The sequence below is a fragment of the Streptomyces sp. NEAU-YJ-81 genome (assembly GCF_017592595.1).
GTDB lineage: Bacteria > Actinomycetota > Actinomycetes > Streptomycetales > Streptomycetaceae > Streptomyces > Streptomyces hygroscopicus_B.
Map to the genome: position 1 here is coordinate 148,673 of NZ_JAGFNO010000003.1, position 16,600 is coordinate 165,272.

The window sequence follows — 16,600 nt, forward strand, 5'->3', positions numbered from 1 at the left end:
CCGGAAGAGGCCGTTCGGCCGATGGTGAATCGCATGAATCACTCGGTTGTCACGACCCCTCGTGGGCCGTGTTGGGCGGCTGGCATCAGAGGACCCGTTTTCTAGCGAGAGAGTGAGAACCGCGTGTACGCAATCGTGCGCACCGGCGGCCGCCAGCAGAAGGTGGCCGTGGGCGATGTCATCGAGGTCGACCGTCTGGCCAACAACAAGGTCGGCGACACCGTCGAGCTCTCGACTCTGCTCGTTGTCGACGGCGATGCCGTCACCAGCGACCCGTGGGTGCTGGCCGGCGTGCGGGTTCACGCCGAGGTCGTTGATCACCACAAGGGTGAAAAGATCGACATCCTGAAGTACAAGAACAAGACCGGTTACCGGAAGCGGATTGGCCACCGCCAGCTGCACACCGCGCTGAAGATCACCGGCATCGACTCGGCTGCGAAGTAAGGGACTGAGGAGAGATGGCACACAAGAAGGGCGCATCGTCCACTCGGAACGGTCGCGACTCCAACGCCCAGCGGCTCGGCGTCAAGCGCTTCGGCGGCCAGACCGTCAACGCGGGCGAGATCCTGGTCCGCCAGCGCGGCACGCACTTCCACCCGGGCACGGGTGTCGGCCGCGGCGGCGATGACACGCTGTTCGCGCTGGCCGCCGGTGCGGTGCAGTTCGGCACCAGCCGGGGCCGCAAGGTCGTGAACATCGTCCCCGTCGCTGAGTAATCAGCCCGGGCGATATCGCACAGCCTTTCCGAGGGCGGACCGCTCTTCCCGTGACGGGAAGCGGGTCCGCCCTCGGCGCGTTACGAGCGTGAGGCACATCAGAACACCCCTGAATCTGCATTAACTGGAGGCACCCGTCATGACCACCTTCGTGGACCGCGTCGAACTGCACGTCGCCGCGGGTAACGGGGGCCACGGCTGCGCCTCCGTGCACCGCGAGAAGTTCAAGCCGCTCGGGGGGCCGGACGGGGGCAACGGCGGCCGTGGCGGCGATGTGATCCTGGTCGTGGACCAGTCCGTCACCACGCTCCTCGACTACCACCACAGCCCCCACCGCAAGGCCACCAACGGCAAGCCCGGCGAGGGCGGGAACCGCTCCGGTAAGGACGGCACCGATCTGATCCTGCCGGTCCCGGACGGCACCGTCGTCCTCGACAAGCAGGGCAACGTCCTGGCCGATCTGATCGGACAGGGCACCACCTACATCGCCGCCCAGGGCGGCCGCGGCGGCCTCGGCAACGCCGCGCTCGCCTCGGCCCGCCGTAAGGCCCCCGGCTTCGCGCTGCTGGGTGAGCCGGGTCACGCCGGGGACGTCGTCCTCGAGCTCAAGACCGTCGCGGACGTGGCCCTCGTCGGCTACCCGAGCGCCGGCAAGTCGTCGCTGATCTCGGTGCTTTCGGCGGCCAAGCCGAAGATCGCCGACTATCCGTTCACCACGCTGGTGCCCAACCTCGGTGTGGTCACGGCCGGTTCGACCGTCTACACCATCGCCGACGTCCCCGGCCTGATCCCCGGCGCCAGCCAGGGCAAGGGCCTGGGCCTGGAGTTCCTGCGCCATGTCGAGCGCTGCTCGGTGCTGGTGCATGTGCTGGACACCGCGGCCCTGGAGTCCGAGCGCGATCCGCTGACCGACCTCGATGTCATCGAGGCGGAGCTGGCCCAGTACGGCGGTCTGGACGACCGGCCGCGGGTCGTCGTGCTCAACAAGGTCGACATCCCCGACGGCCAGGACCTCGCCGACATCATCCGGCCCGAACTGGAGGCCCGCGGCTACCAGGTCCTCGAGGTCTCGGCGGTCGCCCATCTCGGCCTCAAGGAGCTGTCCTTCGCCCTGGCGCAGATCGTCGCGGAGGCGCGGGCGGCCAAGCCGCAGGAGGAGGCGACCCGGATCGTCATCCGGCCGAAGGCCGTGGACGACGCGGGCTTCAAGGTCGTCGCCGAGGAGGGCTTCTACCGCGTGCTGGGCGAGAAGCCCGAACGCTGGGTCCGCCAGACCGACTTCGCCAACGACGAGGCCGTCGGTTACCTCGCCGACCGCCTGGCCCGCCTCGGTGTCGAGGAGGAGCTGATGAAGGCGGGCGCCCACTCCGGCGACGAGGTCGTCATCGGCCCCGTGGACGACGCGGTCGTCTTCGACTGGGAGCCGAGCCTCGCGACCGGCGCGGAGATGCTGGGCCGCCGCGGCGAGGATCACCGCTTCGACGCCCCGCGTCCGGCCGCGCAGCGGCGGCGTGAGCGGGATGTCGAGCGGGACGAGGCGGAGGAGGAGTACGACGCGTTCAAACCGTTCTGAGGGGTGCGTAGCCGCCCCCTGGCCCCCTCGTGGGCTCTGAGCGGTCTGAGCGGGCGTCTCCGCGCCGTTTGGCAGGTGGCATGACGAAGGGCCCGGGAGGGATCTCCCGGGCCCTTCGTCGTCGCTCTCGGCGGTCGCGCTCAGCCGCGCGTACGGCCGGTCTCAGACCGTCGCGGTCTCCTCCGGTTCCGGCGAGCCGGACTCCAGCTCCATCTCCTCCGCCGCGTCCCGGGCCTCGCGCTGCGAGGGGATCTCGTCGGACAGCCGGGTGGCCATCCGGGCCCGGCGCTCGTCGGCCTTGTCGCACAGCTCCTGCGTGGCCTGGTTGAAGCGCACCAGCGACGGCGGGTCGGACGGGCCGAGCAGATGCACCTTCAGCTCGGCGCGGGCGGCCGCGAGGGTGTCCTTCCCGGGGTCGCGGACAGCTTCCAGCAGTCCGGCCGTGCCCTTGGCCTCCGGTGTGAGGATCGTGGCGGCGCGCACCGTCGGGAAGCCCGCCCGGAACTCCTCCTCTGTCATCCCGCTGGTGTTCGCCACCGCGTACGGCTTCTCGCTCGTGAGGTAGTCCGAGACCACGCTGGAGACATCGCTGATCAGCACGTCGGCCTGGTTGAAGCAGGTGAAGATCGCCGGACGCGGGCCGGTGATGATCTGGTGCTCCCAGACCGGCAGCGAGGCCCAATAGGCGCTCTCCCAGGCGGTCGTGGCCGCGGTGACGGCCGCCGCGCGGTCGCCGTCCGGGGCACCCTGGAGCTTCATGCGCTCGATCTCGTCCACGCTGGGGCGGAAGGCGGTGCTGGTGAGCCGGTTGAGCTCATCGGCGCACCGGGCCAGCTCGGCGGCGGCCTCCGGGCCGGGGCGGTCGCCGGTGCGCTTGGTGTTCGCCTCCGCGATCATCGCCCTGATGCGGTCGTTGGCGCGGCCCGCGCGCGGGTCCACCGAGCCGGTCATCGGGTGCGGCTTGTACAGCAGGCGCACCTTGGGATCGGTGAGCAGCTCGCGGACGATGTTCTCACCGGCCAGGATCACCGAGGTGTTACCGGGGTTGCCGTCCCAGCCCTCCCAGGTCGGCGCGTACAGCACGGTGGTGAAGTGTTCCGTACCGGCTCCGCCGAGGGCGCCGGTGGGCACGCCCGCGTAGGGGCGGATGGGGGCCAGCTGCGGCCGGCCGACCTCCACGACGTCCTTGTCCTCGACGCCGATGTCGGCGAGCTGGTAGCGCTCGCGCGCCGCCGGGCCCGCGACCCACACCTCGTCGTACGCCTTGGCGTACGGGTTGCAGCTGGAGAGCTTGTCGCTCTCGCCGTGGTTGATGAAGGCGTGCTTGATCGAGGGGATGCGCAGCACCTGCGAGGTCTTGCCGGAGTTGGCCGGGTGCAGCAGCACCTTGAGCGTCGAGTGCTCCAGACGCATCAGATGCGCCACCTTGGGGAGGCAGACGACCGGCACGTCCGTCGCGTCGATCTTCTGCACCATGAACCGCTCACGGAGCACGATGATCGGCTTTCCGTCGAGCGCGGCGAGCGTGGAGAGCCACATGTTCGCCTGGTACGCCGAGGAGTTGCCGCCGGAGAAGTACATCCCCACGGTCGGCTGGTAGTCGGCCAGCCAGTTGTCGAGCCACCGCAGGGCCGCGGCCTCGTTCGCCACGCGCTTGCGCGGCAGCATCCAGGTGGCCAGGTGCGCCGTGCCGCCGATGCCGATCAGCAGCGCGATCGCCAGACCGGCACCGCCCCAGACGGCGTCCTTGGTGCCGGCGGTGATCAGCAGACCGGCGGTGGCCGGCGCGGCCAGACGCAGCAGACGGCGCCCGTGCTGACGGGCGAACAGCCGCGGCGGGGCCTCACTCAGGCGCAGCGCGGACGCGTCGATGTTGCGCGTGACGAACGGCAGCTGCCGGCTCCGGCGGACCAGGATGGCCGCCGCCTGGCAGGCGAAGTGCACCAGGTAGAACAGCAGCAGCCCCACGGTCAGGGGTGCCTGCTCGTGCAGGGGATTGATGCCCTCGATGCGCAGCAGCCCGACCATGATGAGCATGTCGCGGAACAGCTGGCGCACCGTGACGTCAAGGCGGATCTTGCCCAGCAGCGACAGCAGACCGGGCTGCTTGTGCTGAAGGAAGAGATCGAGCGCGAGACCGCACGCCGAGGCGGCGATGAAGAGCGGTACGTTCGGAAGCACGGCGCCGACGAGCTGTGTGGCAAAGAACACGAGCATCGCGAGCAGCGCCGTCAGCTGTACGACCCGGCGTGGGGCGATTCCGGCAGAGGGCACGGGATGGGCTCCTGGCAGGAGGGCGAGGGGGACTGACGGGGGGACCCCTGACCGTATGCCGACGCCCCGCCCGGTGACAATCCGCGCCGGTGCCAACCGGTCGCAATCGGTGTCAATGGTCACCCGAGGGGGCCCGCGGGGTGCTCGCGCCGGTGCGTAAGGCGGTGTGCGCGGATGGTGTCCGGGGGCTGAAATGCCGAGGCGGGCCGGGCCTCGTCTGTCGTAGATTGCCCACTTGTCATGATGAGTGTGTAGGGCATGCGTTTCTTCGGGACGTGTGGTGAGCCGGGGACGAGCAGGGGAGCGGCGTGGCGGAGCAGGACGGGTCGGCCGTACGGGACGAGGTGGCCGCCGCCCGGAGAATCGTGGTCAAGATCGGTTCGTCCTCCCTCACCACCGCGGCGGGGGGCCTGGACGCGGACCGTGTGGACGCGCTGGTCGACGTGCTCGCCAAGGTGCTCGACGGCGACGGTAAGGGCGACGGCGGCAGGGACGGCGACGGTAAGGGTGGCGACGGCAAGGGCGGCGCGAACGGCAAGGAGATAGTGCTGGTCTCCTCCGGCGCCATCGCCGCCGGACTGGCGCCGCTGGGCCTGGACCGGCGCCCCCGCGACCTCGCCCGCCAGCAGGCGGCCGCGAGCGTCGGGCAGGGGCTCCTGGTGGCCCGCTACACCGCCTCCTTCGCGCGCTACGGGCGCCGCGTCGGCCAGGTGCTGCTCACCACGGACGACACCAGCCGCCGCGCCCACTACCGCAACGCCACCCGCACCCTGGACCAGCTGCTGGCCATGGGCGCGCTGCCGATCGTCAACGAGAACGACACGGTGGCCACGGACGAGATCCGGTTCGGCGACAACGACCGGCTCGCGGCCCTGGTCGCCCATCTCGTACGGGCGGATCTGCTGGTGCTGCTCTCCGATGTGGACGGCCTGTACGACGGAGACCCCAGGACCCCCGGCACCTCCCGGATCGACGAGGTCCGGGGCCCTGCGGACCTGGACGGCGTCTCCATCGGCAGCGCGGGCCGCTCCGGGGTGGGCACCGGCGGCATGGTCACCAAGGTCGAGGCGGCCCGGATCGCCACCGCGGCCGGGGTCCCGGTGGTGCTCACCTCCGCCAGCCGGGCCGGTGACGCACTGCTCGGCCGCCATACGGGCACGTTCTTCCACCGCACCGGCCGCCGCTCCGCGAACCGGCTGCTGTGGCTCGCCCACGCCTCCGCGCCGCGTGGCGCCCTGACCCTGGACGACGGTGCGGTACGGGCCGTCGTGGAGCGGCGCACCTCGCTGCTGCCGGCCGGGATCGCGGCCGTGGAGGGCGAATTCACCGCCGGTGACCCGGTGGAGCTGCGGGACACCCAGGGCCGCCCCGTGGCCCGTGGGCTGGTGAACTTCGACGCCAAGGAGATTCCCCAGCTGATCGGCCGCTCGACCCGGGACCTGGCCCGGGAGCTCGGCCCGGCCTACGAGCGCGAGGTGGTCCACCGCGACGACCTCGTCCTCCTGGACTGAGCCTCCGGCGGCCCGAGCGCCCCGGCGGGGGCACCTCCCGGCGGTAGCCGGGGGAGAACCGAGCCCGCGGAAAACACCCACCTCCGAAAAACCTCAAAAGCGCCCCGCGGGCGGGCGAGGGCTGGTCAACTTTGTTCAACGGGGTCGCGCGGGGCAGCGCGCCGGCTGTGGGAGACGCGGCGGAGACCGAGCGGAACGCCGCGGCCATGGCACCGTCACGAGTGCTCCGCCCGCGCGTGAGCGGAGCAGCGAGTTACAGGAGGCCGCCGGTGAGACGAGGGCGCCCGGGGGCGTCGCCCAGAGGGGCGGCGGAGCGCACCCTGACCAGTGTCGGAGCGGGCGACCCCGCGACCGGCGACGGCATGGCGCACGCCGCCGAGCGCGGCGAGGCGTCCCGGCTGTGGTACATCACCCTCAGCGTCTCGGGGAGCGAGGCGCCGCTGCGGGAGGTCCGCAGGGCCCTGGAGCAGCTGGCCCATGACCATCCGTTCCTGCTGACCAGCCGCTATGCGGTCGATCACGCCGAGATCCGCTACTGGGAAGAGGCCCGTGATCTGCACGACGCCGCGGCGGTCGCGCTGCGGCTGTGGGGCGAGCACCGGGCCTCGGCCAAGCTGCCGCCCTGGGAGATCGTGGGGCTCGAGGTCATCGACCGTGATACGTACCACCAGCGGGTCGCGGAGGGGTACGGGCCGCCACCGGCCTCCCCGGTGGGCGTGCATCCGTTCTGAGGACGGATGTGCGGCGCCGGGATATGAGAATGCCATCTCGAACTGCGGAATAGCGCGCGGCTTCCGCCCATCGGCTCAGTACGCTTCGTGCATGACCAGCGCACCCACGTCGCCGCTCACCGACCCCTGGCCGAAGTCCCCGGTCCTCCAGGCCGCCTACCGGTCCCGGGCCGCGGCCGCCGATCTCGCGCCGCTGCCGCGCGCCGTCAAGGACGACGCGCTGCTCGCGATGGCCGACGCCCTGGAGGTGCGCACCAAGGAGATCGTCGAGGCCAACGCGGCCGATGTGGAGCGGGCCCGCGAGGCCGGCACCAGCGACGCCATCGTGGACCGGCTGACGCTCACCCCCGAGCGGGTGCGGGCCATCGCCTCCGATGTCCGCGATGTGATCGCGCTGCCCGACCCGGTCGGCGAGGTGGTGCGCGGCTCCACGCTGCCCAACGGGATCGACCTGCGCCAGGTGCGCGTTCCGCTCGGCGTCGTCGGGATCATCTACGAGGCCCGGCCGAACGTGACGGTGGACGCCGCGGCGCTCTGCCTGAAGTCGGGCAACGCGGTGCTGCTGCGTGGCTCCTCGTCGGCGTCCCACTCCAACGCCGCGCTGGTGAAGGTCCTGCGCGACGCCGTCGGCGGCGCGGGGCTGCCCGCGGACGCGGTGCAGCTGGTGCCGGGCGAGAGCCGGGAGTCGGTGCGCGAGCTGATGCGCGCCCGCGGCCTGGTGGACGTGCTGATCCCGCGCGGCGGCGCGTCCCTCATCCGTACGGTCGTCGAGGAGTCCACGGTCCCGGTCATCGAGACCGGTACCGGTAACTGCCATGTGTACGTGGACGCCGACGCCGACCTCGACATGGCGGTCGAGATCCTGGTGAACTCCAAGGCCCAGCGGCCGAGCGTGTGCAACGCGGCGGAGACGCTGCTGGTGCACCAGGACATCGCCCCCCGGTTCCTGCCCCGCGCCCTGGAGGCGCTGGCCGAGGCGGGGGTCACGGTCCACGCGGACGAGCGCGTCATGGCGCTCGCGGAGGGCTCCAAGGCCACGGTGGTCCCGGCGGTGATCGAGGACTGGGAGACCGAGTACCTCTCGTACGACATCGCGGCGGGTGTCGTGGACTCCCTGGACGCCGCGGTGAGCCACATCCGCCTGTGGTCCTCCGGGCACACCGAGGCCATCGTCACGTCCTCCCAGCAGGCCGCCCGCCGCTTCACCCAGCTGGTGGACTCCACCACGGTCGCCGTGAACGCCTCCACGCGGTTCACCGACGGCGGACAGTTCGGTTTCGGCGCCGAGATCGGCATCTCCACCCAGAAGCTGCACGCCCGGGGACCCATGGCGCTGCCCGAGCTGACATCGACGAAGTACATCGTCACCGGCGACGGCCACACCCGCTGACTCACCCGTTCGGGGGGTACCCGATTCCCGGCGGCGCTGGGGTGGATCTTCCCCCGAATACCATTTCACCCTGCCCAAAATGACCCGTCCGGTCTACTCTGAATGGGTGCCGGACGACGTGGGGGGCAAGCCGTTCCCGGACGGCGACGAGCCCGACGAGCGCAGCCACGGCGAGACGAACGACGAGTTCGCCGCCGTGGTCTTCGACGAGGACTTCGTGCGGTCGGCCCCGATCCATGAGCCCACCGCCATCGAGCGGATGCTGGCCGCCGCCGAGGCCCGTGCCGAGGCCGAGGCGTCCCGGCGCCGCAGGGCCGGTGTGCCTCCCGAGGACGAGCTCTTCGAGGACGGATACGGCCAGGAGGCCGAGTTCTACGGCGTGGACGACCCCGACGGGCGCTTCGGCCCGGGGCGGGACGCGGACGACGCCTATGGCCCCTATGGGCGGTACGGCAGCGCGGGGCGTCCTTACCGCGGTCATGCCCGCTGGCACCGCCCAGTGGCCTGGCTGCTGGCCATCCTGATGGGCATCGGCGTGGTCGCCTTGGCCTTCACGGCCGTCTACCGGGGCGCATCGGGCAACCGCCAGGACCCCGCGCCACCGCCCGCCACCAGCGGGGTCGACGGCTCGCCCAGCGGACAGCCGCGCCTGGAGCCGTCGGGGTCGGAGTCGGCCGCCCCGGAGCCGACCGGGTCCAAGGGCTCGCCGGCCTCCGCCGTACCGCCGTCGCGGTGACCACCTCGCGCACCGCTAGCACGTCGTGGCGTATGGGGCGTTTCCTCCCCACTCGCCTCCCAAGTTGTGGAGTATCACCGCGTTTACCGTCGCCCCTGGCGACCTACTCTTGAGATATGACCGGGCGTGGAGACCCTCCCGAGGGGACACCCGAGGGCGTCCCGGGAGGTGGTGAGGACGAGTACCGCTCCGTCGTATTCGACGAGTCGTTCGTCCGTGCTGCCCGGCTCCAGGAATTCTCCGCCCAGGAGCGCATGGGCGAGCACGCGCGGGCGGTGCGCAGCCGGCACGCCTGGGCCAGGGCCGGGGCGTCGCGCCAGGCCGTCGCGCTGGTCCTGCTGATCGCCATCGCCTTCGCCGCAGCCGTCTACATGGGGGTGCGCCACCCGTACCAGACGCCGCAGCCGCAGACCGTGGAGCCGCTGCACAGCAGCGTGGTGCCGCTCGCACCGCGCGGTGAGGTGCCCGGAGGGCCTCCGGACCGGCTGTTCCGCGGCAGCCCGGCCGCCGAGTTCCGCACCGGCGCCGAAGGGGTCACGGTGCCCGGCGCCCGCCGCACCCAGAGCTTCTCCGAGAGTCAGGTGATGACGGCGCTCACCACCGCCAAGGAGTATCTGGTCAAGTCCGCCATCGACCCGGGTGTGCTCACCGGCGGCCCGGTGCAGGCCGTAAGGCTGTTGCTGGATCCGGCCCAGCAGACCCAGTTCGACCAGAGCTTCGCCCATCCGGTCGACGACGGACGGCATGCGGCCACCGGCTGGCTGACCCGCTTCAACCCGGCCGAGGTGACCCTGTCCGACACCCCGGTGCGGGTCCGCGGCACCCTTACGGTCATCGAGCGCGGCCCCGCGACCCTGGAGGTCGCCGCCGACCACGTCTTCGTCTACGCGGTCCAGCGGGCCCATGATCGCGGACCGGATCATGCCTCGCTGTTCACCGTGCGCCGGGAGGCGCGGTTCCGCTTCGACCGGAACGATCTGCGCGACCACCATCTGGAACTGGTGCAGAGCACCGTACTGGCGGGCCCGCAGGCATGTGCCGCGAACGCCTCCGGCTATCTGCGGCCGATGCTCGCCGGACAGAGCGCCAAGGGCGACGCCCCCACGGGCACCGACCCGTACACCACGGGCCGCACCACGGTCTCGCTGTGCGGCGTCCTGGCCCCCGGAACCCAGCCCGCCCTCAACGGGCAGTCCTGAAGGGCCTCGGGCAGCCCTGAGGGCCTTCAGGGGCCTCCTCGGCCGGTCTCAGCGCTGTGGCGGGGTGTCCCCGGGCCCGTCGTCGTTCCCCGGCCGCTCTTCCGGTCCGTCCCCGGGCCGCTGGTCCTGAGCCCCGTCAGTCCCGTCCTGGGGGCCGTCAGTCCCGTCCTGGGGCCCGTCCCCGGGCGTGGTGCCCTCCTCGGAGGTCTCCTCGCCCTGCTTGCCCCCGCCGCCGGTGAACCGGTCGCGCAGCTTGCTGCCCAGGTCCCCGGCGCCGCCCGCCACGTCCCTGACGAAGGCGAACAGCGGATCCTTGCTGTTGCGGACCGACTCCGCGTAGTGGGTCGCGGATTCCCGGATCGAGTCGCTGACCGAGGCGTCCCCGTCCTCGTCGCGACGCGGGTAGTGGCCGTCCATGAGCCGCTGGTAGTCGCGGGTCGCGGCCCACTTCTTGAGCTCGGCGGCGCGCACGGTGGTGAACGGATGGCTGCGCGGCAGCATGTTCATGATCTTGAGGACGGAGTCCCGCAGATCGCCGCTCGACTCGTACTCCTCCGCCTGCTCCAGGAAGGCGTCCACGTTCATCTCATGGAGGTGGTGGCCGCCCGCGAGCTTCATCAGCCCGCGCATCGAGGCCCGCAGATCCTGCCCGACCAGCAGTCCCGCCCGGTCCGCCGACAGCTCCGACTTGCGGAACCACTCCCGCAGCGCCGTCACCAGCGCCAGCACCGCCACATTGCCGAGGGGGATCCAGGCGACCTTCATCGCGAGGCTGGTGAGGAACAGCAGTATCGTCCGGTAGACCGAGTGCCCCGACAGCGCATGGCCCACCTCATGGCCGATGACCGCCCGCATCTCCTCCTCGTCGAGCAACTCGACCAGACCGGTGGAGATCACGATGATCGGCGCGTCCATGCCGATGCACATCGCGGTCGGCTGCGGGTTCTGGGTGACGTACATGGCCGGGACCCGCTCCAGGTCCAGGATGTAGCAGGCGTCCCGCAGCATGTCGTGGAGATGGGCGAACTGCCGGTCGCCGACCCGCACCGAATCGGACAGGTAGAGCAGCCGCAGACTCCGCTCGGGCAGCAGACCGCTCATCGCCTTGAAGACCGTGTCGAAGCCGGTCAGCTTGCGCAGCGCGACCAGCGCGGAGCGGTCCGCCGGATGTTCGTACGCCCGTGAGGAGATCCCGGGGAACCGCCGCCGCTCCCGGCTGGGCACATGCTCCCGGGCGTCTCCCGTCCCGCTTCCGCCGCCGGTCTCATGAGTGTCGCTCATCTGGCCCCCTCGGTCGATTGCCCGCTCGACGGGGCGCCTGGTCCGGGCCCCTCGTCCGGCGGCCCCCAGCCTAGGCCCTGAGCGTCCGAGGGTTAGCGTGGAGACATGCCCGATATGACTGGCCTCACCGAAGCCCTCGCCGCCACCTCCCACAGCAACGACGGCCCGGGAGCGCTGCTGCGCATCGTCATCGTGGTCGGCGTGGTGGGCGCCGCCCTGCTCGCCTGGTTCCTGCTGCGCGGATACAAGCAGGACTGAGCGGATACCAGCAGGACGGACAGCGGGACCGAAAACCGGCTCGCATACGATGTGGCCGACGTGTTGTGTCGCCTAGACCCGGATAGGTACTGCCTGCGATGACCGCTATCAGCACCGCACATGCTGCCCTGACCACGCTCGCGGCCGAGGGTGGTGAGCACACCGACACCCACCCGACCATCAGCCCCTACATGACCGGCGGTGCGGCCCTGGTGATCCTCTTCCTGCTGCTGTGGATCACCACGCGCTTCAACCGGGACCGCTGAGCTGGGCGATCGCCCCTATGGGCCCCGGCTCCGGGCCGGGCCCAGTAGGGTCTGCACGCATGGAAGAGCAGAAAGGGTCCGGCAAGCGGCGACTAGGCGTGATGGGCGGGACGTTCGACCCGATCCACCACGGTCACTTGGTCGCGGCGAGCGAGGTGGCCTCGCAGTTCCACCTCGATGAGGTGGTGTTCGTGCCCACCGGTCAGCCCTGGCAGAAGAGCCATAAGAAGGTCTCCCCGGCCGAGGACCGCTATCTGATGACGGTCATCGCGACCGCGTCGAATCCGCAATTCTCGGTCAGCCGTATCGACATCGACCGCGGCGGCCCCACTTACACCACCGACACGCTCCGGGAACTACGCGCGCTCAACGGTGACGCGGATCTGTTCTTCATCACCGGGGCCGACGCACTCGCCCAGATCCTCACCTGGCGTGACGCCGAAGAGCTCTTCTCGCTGGCCCACTTCATCGGGGTGACCAGACCGGGGCACATACTGGCCGACCCGGGGCTGCCGGAGGGCGGGGTGTCGCTGGTGGAGGTTCCGGCACTGGCGATCTCGTCATCGGACTGCCGGGCGCGGGTCGCTCATGGCGACCCCGTCTGGTACCTGGTGCCGGACGGCGTGGTGCGCTACATCGACAAGCGCGAGCTGTACCGGCACGACTGCTGAAGGGGTACCGGTGAACGACCGGCAGGATCCGTACGACCCGTACGCACAGGACCCGTATGGCCAGGAGCCGCAGATCTACGGCTATGACGCCTATGGGCGTCCCGTCTACCAGCCGCAGGCGGCACAGCAGCAGAGTTACGACCCGTACGCCCAGCAACAGCCGCAGCAACAGTACGGGGAGCAACAACAGCAGGACGGGTACGGCTACGACCCCTACGCCCAGCCGCAGCATCACCAGCCCCAGCAGCAGCACACCCAGACGCAGAGTTACGACCCGTACGCCCAGCAAGAGCAACAGCAGCATCAGCACCAACAACAGCAGTACCAACAGCAGCCGCAGCAGTACCACCAGCAACAGCAACAGGGCTACGGCTACCCACCGGCCGCCGCCCCTGCCGCCGTCCCCCCGCAGCGCGAGCCCAACCCCTACGAGGAGCTGAGCCCGGAGCAGCTGCGCGGCGGGCCCGAGGCGCCTCCGGCCGAGGAGCCCCGGTCCGCGGGGCCCCGTTCCGCGCAGCCGAAGCGGCCCGGGGGGCCCGGGGATTCCGATGACGAGGAGTACCACACCGAGCAGTTCTCCTTCGTCGAGGAGGAGGACGAGGAATCCGACGATGTCATCGACTGGCTGAAGTTCGCCGAGACCCGTTCCGAGCGCCGTGACGAGCGCCGCCGTAAGGGCCGCAACCGCGTCATCGCGCTCGTCGTGGTCCTGGTCATCGCCGCGGCGGGCGGTGTCGGCTACCTCTGGTACGCGGGCAAGCTCCCGGGGCTGTCCGACAGCGCCGAGGACCAGGCGGCCGCGGGCGGCCCGCAGAAGCGCGATGTGATCGTCGTCCATCTGCGCGAGACCAAGGGCGGCGGCACCTCGACGGCCCTGCTGGTGGACAACGAGACCACCAAGAAGGGCACCACCGTCCTGCTGCCGAACTCGCTGTCCGTCTCCACCGAGGACGGCGCCTCCACCACGCTCGGCAAGTCGGTGACCGACGAGGGCTCCGACTCCACCCGGGATTCCCTGAGCACCCTGCTGGGTTCGAAGATCCAGGGCACCTGGCGGCTGGACACGCCGTATCTGGAGAACCTCGTGGAGCTGGTCGGCGGGATCACCCTCGACACCGACGCGACCGTTCCCAGCCCCCAGAAGGGCGAGGATCCCCTGGTCAAGCAGGGCAAGGACCAGATCCTGAGCGGCCAGGCGGCCGTGGCGTACGCCACTTACCGCGGGCCGGGCGAGGCACAGTCCAAGCAGCTCGCGCGGTTCGGGCAGGTCATGCAGGCGGCGCTGAAGAAGGTCTCCAGCGATACGAAGGGCGCCACCAGCACCGTGGAGTCGCTGGCCCAGATCCCCGACCCGTCGCTGTCCGAGCAGCAGCTCGGCGCGTCGCTGGCGAAGCTGGCCGGGCAGGCCAAGAGCGGTGCGTATGACACCGCCATGCTGCCGGTCCAGTCGGACGGGACGCTCAGCAGCCAGGCGACCGACCATGTGGTCAAGGACATCCTGGGCGGCACGGTCAAGAACACCGACAAGAACACCGCGCCCCGGGTCAGTGTGACCAACGCCGGAGGCCCCAAGGACGGGTCGGGTGCCGCGCGGGTCGCGCTGGTCAATGGCGGCTTTACGGTCGTCACGGCCACCGAGGGCGGCGGTACGCCGCAGTCGGCCTCGCGGGTGACCTACGCGGACGCCGCACAGGCGGGCCAGGCCAAGGAGGTCGCCAAGACGCTCGGGCTGCCGGCGACGGCGGTGCGGAAGGGCAAGGGCGCGGCCAACGCGGACATCACGGTCCTCCTCGGCTCGGACTACGACGCCAAGGGCTGAGCCGTTCCGCCCGGGCGCCCCGCTCCGCCCGGGCACCCCGGGCGTTCCCCCGGGGTACTCCCGGCGTTCTCCCCGGGCACGCCGGGCGGCCGAGGAACGGCCACCCGGCGTGACGGTGGGGCGTGAGATCCTGGGGAAGCCAGACCTTCGAGGTACCACCGACCGAAAGCTTTGCCTGTGACCGCCACGGACCGCTCCCTCGAGCTCATCAACGCCGCCGCCCAGGCGGCCGCCGACAAGCTCGCGCACGACATCATCGCGTACGACGTCAGCGATGTGCTCTCCATCACCGACGCCTTCCTGCTGGCCTCGGCCCCCAACGACCGCCAGGTCAAGTCGATCGTCGACGAGATCGAGGAGCGGCTGAGCAAGGACCTGGGCGCCAAGCCGGTGCGCCGCGAGGGCGACCGTGAGGCCCGCTGGGTGCTGCTGGACTACGTGGACATCGTGGTGCACGTCCAGCACAGCGAGGAGCGGGTGTTCTACGCCCTCGAGCGGCTCTGGAAGGACTGCCCGCAGCTGGAGCTCCCGGCCGACGCCAAGGCCACCCGCGGCAAGGGGCAGGAGTACGCACAGGCGCAGGCCGCGGACGGCGGCGTGGGCGGTGAGCTGAGCTGAACGGCACGCAAGGCGGCCGTGGCCGCCGCATCGTCCTGTGGCGCCACGGCCAGACCGCCTGGAACATAGAGCGGCGTTTCCAGGGCTCTCTGGACATCGAGCTCACCGACACCGGTCTCGCCCAGGCGCACCGGGCGGCCCGGCTGCTGGCCGCCCTGAAGCCGGACGCGATCATCGCCTCCGATCTGAAGCGGGTGGCGGCCACGGCCGCCGAGCTGTCCGCCGTCACGGGGCTGTCGGTCGCGCACGACGCGGGGCTGCGGGAGACCTACGCGGGCGCCTGGCAGGGGCTGACCCACGAGGAGATCATCGAGAGCTTCGGCGAGCAGTACGCGGCGTGGAAGCGCGGCGAGCCGGTCCGGCGCGGTGGCGGTGAGCTGGAGACCGAGGTCGCCGACCGGGCGGCGCCGGTGGTGCTGGAGAGCGCCGACAAGCTGCCGGACGACGGCACGCTCGTGGTGGTCAGCCACGGCGGCACGATCCGCACCACCATCGGCCGGCTGCTCGGACTGGAGCCCCGGACCTGGGAGGCGCTGGGCGGCCTGTCCAACTGCTGCTGGTCCGTTCTGGGCGAGGGCGCGCGGGGCTGGCGGCTGCTGGAGCACAACGCAGGATCGCTGCCCGAGCCGGTGCTCGGCGACGACGACTGAGCGGATTTCCTTTTCCGGCAGGTCACCGGCTATGCTCCTTCTCGTTCGAAGCGCTTCGGCGCCGAGAAGAGCGGGGCTATAGCTCAGTTGGTAGAGCGCCTGCATGGCATGCAGGAGGTCAGGAGTTCAATTCTCCTTAGCTCCACAGATCCACGATCCCGTCTCCCTCACAGGGAGGCGGGATCGCTGCTTTCCGCCCCACTTCCGGCGGCTCTCGCCGCAGGGACCGTCTCCTTGGCCGCGGCTCGTGCCGATCTGCACGCCTCCGGCGCCGGGCCGCGGCTCGTCATCTGTGGGGCAGGATCGCGCTGGGGACGGCGGCCAACGCGGGCTTCCTGTTCGCCATGCCCCTGAAGGTGCGGGGCGGGCTCGGCTACAGCCCATTGCGGGCATGGCCGACGTTCGTCCCCAGGGCGGTCGCGTTCGGCGTCGTGGGCCTCAACTGGCAGCGGCTGCCCGGGCGCTGGCAGGCCGTGGCCGTACCGGGCGGATTCCTGCCGGCGGCAGCCTCGTTCGCCGGGACCGGTCTGGTCCTGCGCGAGGGAACGGACGGCGGCCCCTGGCTCCTCGTCGCCCTTACGGCCTCCGGCGCGGGACTCTCGTCCGCCTACAGCCCCCTGCTCACGCGGACGTTGGCGACCGTAAGGCGGCAGGACGCCGCGGACGCCGGCGGGGTTCTGGTGACAGCGGCTCAACTCGGCCTGCTCACCGGCGTTTCGGTCTTCGGGGCCGTGTTCCTGGGCGCGACGGACGGTACGGTGCCCAGTGCGGGTACCTCCGCGGATGCCCTGTGGGTGACCTGCGTCGCCTTGGCCGGGGCCGCGGTGTGCGGAGTACTGATGAGTCTGGTGAGACGAGTGGGGAATCTCCGCTGACCTGCGCGTCGTCCCGTGGCAGAATCGGACGG

Annotated in this window: 17 protein-coding genes and 1 tRNA gene; 16 read left to right on the top strand and 2 right to left on the bottom strand. The window is 71.0% G+C overall.

The genetic code is table 11. From position 1 onward, the window contains the following. Positions 1-123 precede the first annotated feature (123 nt). The 3 genes from rplU (at position 124) to obgE (ending at position 2,289) form a co-directional block, all read left to right on the top strand. Complete coding sequence (gene rplU / locus J5X86_RS09020; protein WP_059145719.1) at positions 124-444, top strand: 50S ribosomal protein L21; 321 nt, start codon at positions 124-126, stop codon at positions 442-444. A gap of 14 nt (positions 445-458) precedes the next feature. Next, entirely contained in the window at positions 459-716 is a 258-nt protein-coding gene (gene rpmA / locus J5X86_RS09025; protein ID WP_014060683.1) for a 50S ribosomal protein L27, read from the top strand. Positions 717-855: 139 nt separating this feature from the next. Next, positions 856-2,289, top strand: coding sequence for a GTPase ObgE (gene obgE / locus J5X86_RS09030; protein ID WP_208516236.1), 1,434 nt, complete (start codon positions 856-858; stop codon positions 2,287-2,289). A gap of 162 nt (positions 2,290-2,451) precedes the next feature. Here obgE and J5X86_RS09035 read toward each other — a convergent pair whose 3' ends face one another. Continuing rightward, complete coding sequence (locus J5X86_RS09035; RefSeq protein WP_208516237.1) at positions 2,452-4,563, bottom strand: hypothetical protein; 2,112 nt, start codon at positions 4,561-4,563, stop codon at positions 2,452-2,454. Between the two features lie 308 nt (positions 4,564-4,871). Between J5X86_RS09035 and proB the strand changes: the two genes are divergently transcribed. The 5 genes from proB (at position 4,872) to J5X86_RS09060 (ending at position 10,130) form a co-directional block, all read left to right on the top strand. Then, entirely contained in the window at positions 4,872-6,074 is a 1,203-nt protein-coding gene (gene proB, locus J5X86_RS09040; protein WP_208516238.1) for a glutamate 5-kinase, read from the top strand. Positions 6,075-6,343: 269 nt separating this feature from the next. Next, entirely contained in the window at positions 6,344-6,805 is a 462-nt protein-coding gene (locus J5X86_RS09045) for a hypothetical protein (protein WP_208516239.1), read from the top strand. Between the two features lie 91 nt (positions 6,806-6,896). Next, a complete protein-coding gene (locus tag J5X86_RS09050; protein WP_059145724.1) occupies positions 6,897-8,195 on the top strand; it encodes a glutamate-5-semialdehyde dehydrogenase in 1,299 nt (432 codons plus the stop codon). A gap of 79 nt (positions 8,196-8,274) precedes the next feature. Continuing rightward, entirely contained in the window at positions 8,275-8,931 is a 657-nt protein-coding gene (locus tag J5X86_RS09055) for a hypothetical protein (protein WP_014060677.1), read from the top strand. Between the two features lie 116 nt (positions 8,932-9,047). After that, complete coding sequence (locus J5X86_RS09060; RefSeq protein WP_208516240.1) at positions 9,048-10,130, top strand: hypothetical protein; 1,083 nt, start codon at positions 9,048-9,050, stop codon at positions 10,128-10,130. Positions 10,131-10,178: 48 nt separating this feature from the next. Here J5X86_RS09060 and J5X86_RS09065 read toward each other — a convergent pair whose 3' ends face one another. Continuing rightward, positions 10,179-11,411, bottom strand: a complete 1,233-nt coding sequence (locus J5X86_RS09065; protein ID WP_208516241.1) for a M48 family metallopeptidase — start codon at positions 11,409-11,411, stop codon at positions 10,179-10,181. Positions 11,412-11,516: 105 nt separating this feature from the next. Here J5X86_RS09065 and J5X86_RS09070 point away from each other — a divergent pair, with 105 nt between their 5' ends. The 8 genes from J5X86_RS09070 to J5X86_RS09105 all read left to right on the top strand — a co-directional run bounded on the left by J5X86_RS09070 (position 11,517) and on the right by J5X86_RS09105 (position 16,568). Further along, a complete protein-coding gene (locus J5X86_RS09070; protein WP_156107794.1) occupies positions 11,517-11,669 on the top strand; it encodes a hypothetical protein in 153 nt (50 codons plus the stop codon). 98 nt (positions 11,670-11,767) lie between these two features. Further along, positions 11,768-11,935, top strand: a complete 168-nt coding sequence (locus J5X86_RS09075) for a hypothetical protein (RefSeq protein WP_162953016.1) — start codon at positions 11,768-11,770, stop codon at positions 11,933-11,935. A gap of 59 nt (positions 11,936-11,994) precedes the next feature. Next, entirely contained in the window at positions 11,995-12,606 is a 612-nt protein-coding gene (gene nadD / locus J5X86_RS09080) for a nicotinate-nucleotide adenylyltransferase (protein ID WP_060944022.1), read from the top strand. Between the two features lie 10 nt (positions 12,607-12,616). Further along, on the top strand, positions 12,617-14,425 hold the full coding sequence (locus J5X86_RS09085) for an LCP family protein (RefSeq protein ID WP_208516242.1): 1,809 nt from the start codon (positions 12,617-12,619) through the stop codon (positions 14,423-14,425). A gap of 177 nt (positions 14,426-14,602) precedes the next feature. After that, positions 14,603-15,043, top strand: a complete 441-nt coding sequence (rsfS, locus tag J5X86_RS09090; protein WP_208516243.1) for a ribosome silencing factor — start codon at positions 14,603-14,605, stop codon at positions 15,041-15,043. Then, the gene (locus J5X86_RS09095) at positions 15,040-15,693 is read left to right on the top strand and encodes a histidine phosphatase family protein (protein WP_208516549.1); all 654 of its coding nucleotides are present in this window, start codon (positions 15,040-15,042) and stop codon (positions 15,691-15,693) included. The genes rsfS and J5X86_RS09095 overlap by 4 nt, the downstream gene beginning before the upstream one ends. Before the next feature lie 72 nt (positions 15,694-15,765). Beyond that, positions 15,766-15,838 (top strand) — tRNA-Ala (locus tag J5X86_RS09100). Positions 15,839-16,037: 199 nt separating this feature from the next. After that, the gene (locus J5X86_RS09105) at positions 16,038-16,568 is read left to right on the top strand and encodes a hypothetical protein (protein WP_208516244.1); all 531 of its coding nucleotides are present in this window, start codon (positions 16,038-16,040) and stop codon (positions 16,566-16,568) included. The last annotated feature ends 32 nt before the right edge of the window (positions 16,569-16,600 follow it).